The sequence below is a fragment of the Paenibacillus sp. J22P15 genome, assembly GCF_056269345.1.
Genome location: NZ_JBWDNT010000032.1, coordinates 38,628 through 45,886 on the forward strand (window position 1 = coordinate 38,628; position 7,259 = coordinate 45,886).

Consider the following 7,259-nt stretch of genomic DNA (forward strand, 5'->3'; position numbering starts at 1 on the left):
ACTTGAGTTTCCATTAAACTAATGAACAGGGTGGGCATTCAATGCTGCAGGTTGAAAGAGTTAGTATTATTATGGCCGAATTGAATACGAACGGAAGAGTAACGGTGAATGGTCTCGCCGAACGATTGGATGTTTCCAAAGTGACGGTTCGCCGCGATTTGGACTTGTTAAGCAAGGAAAGTAAGTTGCTCATCGTTCATGGAGGGGCGGTCAAACCGAATTTTACGCTGTACGAAGCGCCATATAGCCAAAGAAATGCAATTCATATCGAAGAGAAGATGCGGGTAGGCATTAAAGCGGCGGATATGATAAATGATTATGATGTGATCGCTCTCGGTGTAGGTACGACGACGTTGCAAATCGCCAACCACCTGATGAATAAGAAAAATGTGACGATACTCGTTGGATGTGTTCCAATCCTAAACAGCTTGATCGAGCGGAAGAAGGCGGGCTATTTTACGGGGAGAATTATTTTTCTCGGTGGTGAAATTGACACGGACCAGATGTTCGCTACAGGTGCTATAACGTTGGATTTGCTGAACAACTTCCACATCGATAAAGTGTTTATTGGCGCCAACGGTTACTCCATTGCCAACGGGATTACGACCTATCAGATCGACGAGGGTCATTTACTCAAGAAGATGCTTCGGCGTTCCGATCAAGTTCATATCGTCATCGACCATTCAAAAATCGATGCGAAATCGCTTTACCAATATGCTAATTTCGACGAAGTTGATTATGTCATTTGCGATTCTGAGCCGCCAAACGATTGGAATAAGCAACTGCTGGACGCAGATGTAACCTGGGTGAAAGCGTAGCAATATGAATGCAGAATAGATCAAGATGAAGAAAGAGGGAAAAGGAAATGCAGGTATCAAAGGAAATTGTAGATCAGCACGTTCATTCCGTCTACTCTCCCGATTCGAGTGAGTTATTGGCGGATATCGTTCGTCACGCCCAGTCTCTAGGTAAAAAGGCGGTCGTGACGACGGATCATTTCGATTACGACTGCAAATTTTTCAAAAAAGACGTTCTGATCGATATGCCGAGCTATGAGCAAGAAATCGCCGAATTGCGCGGTCAATACGATATCGACATCCGCAAGGGCATTGAAGTTGGGTATCGTAAAGACTACATTGGTCCGATAAACGACTATTTGCAGCAGTATTCATTCGATCTAGTACTGCTCTCCGTTCATAATAACGGCGTACACGATTTCGCCGAAGATGCTTTTCACCAGCAACCGATTGAACATATACTCGACAATTATTTCTCGCATGTGCGGGAAGCCGTCGATGTGATGGACAATTACGATGTCGTCGCTCACCTCGATTACGTCGTTCGATATACGAAAACCGGCGTTCGCATCGAGGATTATGAGCGGTGCCAGTCGATCCTATATGATTTATTGAAGACCATTATTCGCAAGGATAAGGTATTGGAGCTAAATACAACTGGACTGTTTCAACAAGGGTGGATTCACCCGCATTCCTATTTAATCGAGATGTACTTGGATTTGGGCGGAAAATGGTTTTCGCTGGGCTCCGATGCGCACAGCCTGAGCAATTACGAGCGAGGCTTCGGTCTGGGTATTGAACTGTTGGAGTCCTATGGTATTCGTGAAATTGTCCAATTCCACAAGCGTGTTCCTCAGCTTGTGGCGATTAAATGATGCGACTGAACGATGAATTCTACAGCAAGCTATACAGGCTTGCTGTTCCGATGACGATTCAGTTTTTGTTCTCCTCATCCTTCTTCCTGATTGACTCGATTATGCTGGCAAGCTTGGGGGTTGAGGCAATTGCCACCGTAGGCATCGCCGCTCAATTTGAATTTATGCTTGGGATGATATTAGCCGGTGTGTTAAGTGGACCGGCAGTTTTTATCGCGCAATACTATGGCAAAAGAGATTACGATTCGATCCAGAAGCTGGCGGCATTAAACGTCTATTGTGGATTGGCCATCAGCTTTATTTATTTTATTGTCCTGACGTTCAGCTCTCCTTATGTCTTTATGCCATTCACCGATGACAAAGAATTGGTGAAAATGACATCGTCTTTCGTTTCCATTGTCAGTTACGGGTATATTGCTTCGGCTGTCACGAGCGCTTTCGCGATGAACTTGAAGAGCATCGGAGTCGTTAAGGTAATCGTGTACGTGACTACGCTGTCGCTGCTGCTAAACACGGTTCTGAACTATGCGCTGATTTATGGACATTTCGGATTCGCGCCCATGGGAGTCGACGGCGCTGCGGTTGCCACGCTTATTGCAAAGCTGCTGCAGATGGTGCTAACAGTAGTGTATGTGTATACCAAGAGAAGAGAAGTTGCTGTGCCTCTCTCGAGACGGGTCCCGGTTGAACGAGCTCTTGTTGGCAAAGTGTTTACGGTTACGCTGCCGATCATTATTCATGAAACACTGTGGGGACTTGGCACAACGATGTACATGATGGCGTTTGGCCTGTTGGGTCCTTCTGCAATTGCAATTATTCAAGTTTCCAAAGTGATCGGTAACTTTGTTATGGCTGGAGTGTCGGGCTTTGCCCAAGCGGCGAGCGTTATGATCGGTGAGCAGATCGGCCTCCGCCACCGGGAGCGGGCACAGCTCTACACCGAGCGGTTTACGCGAATCGGCATCGCGTCTGGAATTGCAATTGGGCTGGTATTGTTCGCAACTGCTCCGCAAGCCGTTCGGCTGTTTCAAATCAGTGACTATTTGCATGAGCAAGCAGTGTCAGTCGTGCGCATAATGGCTTGTATGTTAATATTCAGTTTTCTTAACTACATCTGGATTGTCGGCGTATTCCGCAGCGGTGGTGATACGCGGTATTCAATGAAGCTTGTGCTGGGATCGACTTGGCTGGTCGGGCTTCCGCTCGCGTTCATAGGAGCGGGGATCATGAAGTGGCCGATAGAAATCGTGTATGCACTGTATGCCGCAGAGGAAATCTCTAAAGCGCTCATCGGCTACTTTCGCTATAGGTCCCGCCGCTGGCAGCATGATTTGGTCAGCGAGACGAATGACAACGGCAAAATCTTAGGAGATGAACAAATAACCGTATCGTGACTCTGATTTGCGTTCAACTAACGGGGAATGATAGTTCAATAAAACAGCGGCAATCTAGGACTTTTTTTCACGTCCCTGACAGCCGCTGTTTCTATTATTGGGGTCGGTCTAATACTTTATTTTCCTTGAACATCAGAACACTTTAGTGTTACAAGAAAACAGCTTCTATGGAGAAGCTGCTCATTAATACAACCCTGACATACAGTTGTCAGGGTTGCTATTGTATGATGAATACATAAGTAAACAACAAAAACCGGAGGTAGTTGAAATGACAAATCATAGTTTGAGATTTTACGACTATCATGTATGGGCAAATAAAATAATCTTTAATCGATTAAAGGAGCTTCCGCATCACCTATACAATCAAGAAATTCAAAGCGTGTTTTCTTCCGTGTCGAAGGTCATGGCACATATATACAAGGTTGATTCCGGTTGGCTGGACATCCTGATGGGTAAAAGTATGAATGAAGCTATGGAAGCTTCTTTTCAAATCGAGGCGGATGCAGAAGCTAGAAGCCTTGGGGAGCTGGAAGCTATGTATGACGAATTGTCCGTGAGATTCAAAGCATGTATTAACGGGCATGCGGATCTTGAGAAAGAGGTTGTCTTAGATAATCCTTACGCTGGAATTTTAAACACCAGATATTCAGAGTTTATTATACAAGTTGTGAATCATGGTACGTACCACCGAGGTAATTTGTCTGCTATGCTTCGTCAACTAGGCCATTCCTCTGTTATGACAGAATATGGACTTTTTATGTACCAGGATGAATCAAACGGTAATATGTCAACAGATCCCGCCAATTAGGACGAATACTTACACACATACAAATATTGAAAACAAACAATGATATAATGGTGCTATTCCATTACAAAAAAAGGGAGATGTTAGATATGTATAAACAAATCGAGGATTTTGCCGCGACTTGGCGTCATGAAACGGCAGCAACATTGCGGACGCTGGAGACGCTCACGGACGAGTCTCTTGACCAACAGATAACTAGCGATCATCGAACGCTTGGACGTCTTGCATGGCATCTTGTACAGACATTGCACGAAATGCCATCGCGGACTGGATTGTCTTTCGAAGGACCGGGAGAAGATGCGTCGGTGCCAACTTCAGCTGCGGACATTGCGGCGGTCTATAAGCGGACCTCGCAAGCGCTCCTTGATGCTGTACAGTCCAGTTGGAAGGATGAGAATCTGCTCATCATGAGCGACATGTACGGAGATCAATGGCCAAACGGCTTGACTCTAGATATCCTCGTAAAGCATGAGATTCATCATCGCGGTCAAATGACGGTCCTGATGCGTCAAGCCGGTCTTCGTGTGCCGGATCTTTACGGCCCGACGAAAGAGCAGTGGGTCGAGTATGGTGCACCGGCTCCGGTAATATAAAGTAAGAGTATATCACGCTTTGGCGTATTGGGAGAAGAGCGATAGAAAGTAAAAGAACAACCCGGAAGATGATTCTTCCGGGTTATTCTTGAGATTGAGGGGTATTATGTCGAGGGGAATAGCGGTCCAATTATTGACCAGGACAATTGCAATTCGGATTACACGAGCTACTCGGACATTCGAGCCAAGGTGCAAAGGATATAGGTGTTTAAGCTGAACGACAGCACCATGCCGAAGATCGATCTGTATATTTATGAGAGCTATGTAAATACCGTACCGGCGGACGTTTATTACTTCGATATCGTCATGCTGGATGAGCAGGACAATCCGCACAAGACGATCTTCTCTGCGTCGCTCCCGGCCTATAATATCCCGGGGAGTGTGAGTCCATATTCCATCTATCCGAAGCTGACGAATTTGGATACAAGCAAGAAATACGGCTTGATCTTGAAGTCTCCGAAATCGGTTATGACCGAATCTACGGAAAATAACGGAGAGCGCGATTTAATTTTTACCATTTATTCAAGCGGTGAGGGCGAGTAGTACTCACGGAGCAAGGGGCGATCGATGAGTGAAATCGACCGCCTACTTTTTTACCAGAAAGGGTGATTTCGAATGATTCAGATTACTGAAAGCAAACATCTAGGTTTTCCTTCCGTTAGCATCCATACGAATTATTATGATATGGCATCGGTGCCGGGTATTGGAGGGCGCATCTTGGAATTTGGGACGGACGGTATTAACCTGCTTTACCAGAACCAAAGCCTTGCAGGGCATCGCTCTAAGTACGAAGCTGATAACGTGGAGGAGATGAGATCGCAGCGTATGAAAGGTCAGCAGCTGCTTTACGGTGGCGAGAAAACATGGCTTGCTCCTCAAGCCGATTGGGGCGACTGCCCCTATGCCGATTTAGACCACGGCGAATATGAGCTAGAAATCCAGCGCAGCGAGGATACGGTTAAGCTGCTCCTTACGAGCCCTGTATGCAGAGAAACGCAGCTGCAAATCATTCGGACCATTACATGTTACGGAGACAAGCCGCATATGGATATCGAGCAGAAGCTGATCAATCATGGACCCGGTCCTGTTAAGAAGGGTTTATGGCAGGTAACGATGCTAAATCGAGATGGAGTCGTGGAAATTCCGGACGGCGCGACCGTTTATGCGGATCAACCTGTTATGTTGTTAAAGGGGGAGAATGCTTCTGCCATTCATGACGCGAAGGGATGGCGAATGGAGATAAATAACAATTCGCTCTACAAGTTAGGTTTCATGACAGATGCTGGACAGACTACGGCACGGCTTCCGGCGACAAACGGGAAAAGCTATACGCTTATGAAGACGTATTCGGTGAAGCCGGAACAAACGTATCCACACAATACGGTTGTTGAGGTGTACAATGCCAGTGATTATCTTTATTATGAGCTTGAAGTACACAGCCCTGTCTATACACTGCAGCCGGGTGAAAGTGCATCGTACTCCATCAGATGGGAACTCCAAGCTGATCAGGAAGGTGCATCGTGAACTTGAAATTGTGAACATCGAAGCCCCGATGATAATGCTGCAGCAAATGTTAACTGGGAGGCAATACGATGAATATACTTATTACGGGCGCAAGCGGATTTATCGGACAGAAATTGGTTAATGGCTTGGCAAAAAATCATAACGTTATTTGTATGTCGCGGTCGCGTCATCCTTTAAAAAAAGATGCAGCGTATGTTCAAGGTTCGTTTGATCGTTTGGAAGATTTGCGTAGTTTGGATCCTTATGAGATCGATTATGGGTTAAGCAAAGCCTTAGTGAAGGAATTGACCCGTTATTTTCATTGCGTAAATCCGGACACGGATTTTATCAATTTACGCTTTGGCGCAGTAGCAAGCGAGGATTGGTTACCGCCTTTGGTTGAGAAGGATAAAAGGATGTCTGTTCCGTTTATCGTCTTAGGACATGTGTATGCAAGCGATGTCGTTGAGGGAATTGTCAGAGTCGTGGATGCGCCATTCAAATCAGGTGTAAGAAACTTTAACCTGGTAGGACCGGACATCAGCAGCACGATATCCGTGCGGGAAATTCTCTCTTCTATACTGGGTGACCATTATTATCTAGATTATTACAAACTTCCAGGCAATGAATATAACCCCTTGTATGCCATAGATGATTTCATCGCGGAATTCGGCTACGAACCCCGTAGATCAACGCGCCGTCCCGCAGAATAAACTAACAAATCATGAAGATGAAACGTCGGAGACGAGAACGTCCACGTTTACTAATCTTCATCTGTCCGGTCCATTTAATTGAGCTTGCTTCTGCAAGGTTGAGACCAGCATGACGCAGTAAGGCATTACCATGAACAAAACCAATTTAATTCCCCCGCCTCACTTAAAATACCGGATAACGAAATCTCACTAATCCCTTTGACAGCAAGCATGGACCCCGCAAATGAAATGCGTTCCAAAACGGCGATAATCTCCGTTTCTACCGTTTGCAATTGCAAGCAGGCAAGGTCATACTCATCGAGCAGCTGCTTCAAATGAAGCTTGTAGGCATGTGTGGCTTGCTTAGAACCCACAGATCTGTAAGCCAATGAGATAAGAGCTCGAGCTTTTCGATCACCAGAATGCCGTTTCATAAGCGATTTCCAGCCCCGTAAGATATCTTGAGGCTGTAATTTACACAATTCTTCGGGCGTTGGGAAAAGACGAAGTGTGGCCAATGAACCGATACACATGATGTTTTTGAAAACTTGTCGCAACTCAGGAAAAACAACGTCGACCCAGCGGTGAATTTGGTTCTTC

The 7,259-nt window shown here is 45.8% G+C and carries 8 protein-coding genes and 1 pseudogene; 8 read left to right on the forward strand and 1 reads right to left on the reverse strand.

Annotated features, from left to right (window positions below; translation table 11 throughout):
- Window positions 1–41: 41 nt before the first annotated feature.
- The 8 genes from AC0YN6_RS29490 (at window position 42) to AC0YN6_RS29525 (ending at window position 6,680) form a co-directional block, all read left to right on the forward strand.
- A complete protein-coding gene (locus AC0YN6_RS29490) occupies window positions 42–818 on the forward strand; it encodes a DeoR/GlpR family DNA-binding transcription regulator (RefSeq protein WP_475751673.1) in 777 nt (258 codons plus the stop codon).
- A 47-nt stretch (window positions 819–865) separates the two neighbouring features.
- A complete protein-coding gene (locus tag AC0YN6_RS29495; RefSeq protein ID WP_475751675.1) occupies window positions 866–1,672 on the forward strand; it encodes a histidinol-phosphatase HisJ family protein in 807 nt (268 codons plus the stop codon).
- Window positions 1,669–3,066, forward strand: coding sequence for an MATE family efflux transporter (locus tag AC0YN6_RS29500; protein WP_475751677.1), 1,398 nt, complete (start codon window positions 1,669–1,671; stop codon window positions 3,064–3,066). The genes AC0YN6_RS29495 and AC0YN6_RS29500 overlap by 4 nt, the downstream gene beginning before the upstream one ends.
- A 268-nt stretch (window positions 3,067–3,334) precedes the next feature.
- Entirely contained in the window at window positions 3,335–3,874 is a 540-nt protein-coding gene (locus AC0YN6_RS29505; protein ID WP_475751678.1) for a DinB family protein, read from the forward strand.
- Window positions 3,875–3,960: 86 nt separating this feature from the next.
- Window positions 3,961–4,464, forward strand: a complete 504-nt coding sequence (locus tag AC0YN6_RS29510) for a DinB family protein (RefSeq protein ID WP_475751679.1) — start codon at window positions 3,961–3,963, stop codon at window positions 4,462–4,464.
- Between the two features lie 204 nt (window positions 4,465–4,668).
- Window positions 4,669–5,007, forward strand: coding sequence for a hypothetical protein (locus AC0YN6_RS29515; RefSeq protein ID WP_475751681.1), 339 nt, complete (start codon window positions 4,669–4,671; stop codon window positions 5,005–5,007).
- Between the two features lie 72 nt (window positions 5,008–5,079).
- A complete protein-coding gene (locus AC0YN6_RS29520; RefSeq protein WP_475751683.1) occupies window positions 5,080–5,988 on the forward strand; it encodes a hypothetical protein in 909 nt (302 codons plus the stop codon).
- A gap of 68 nt (window positions 5,989–6,056) precedes the next feature.
- A complete protein-coding gene (locus AC0YN6_RS29525) occupies window positions 6,057–6,680 on the forward strand; it encodes an NAD-dependent epimerase/dehydratase family protein (protein WP_475751685.1) in 624 nt (207 codons plus the stop codon).
- 7 nt (window positions 6,681–6,687) lie between these two features.
- Here the strand turns inward: AC0YN6_RS29525 and AC0YN6_RS29530 are convergent.
- Window positions 6,688–7,259 (reverse strand): annotated as a pseudogene (locus AC0YN6_RS29530) (transposase); the annotation flags it as partial.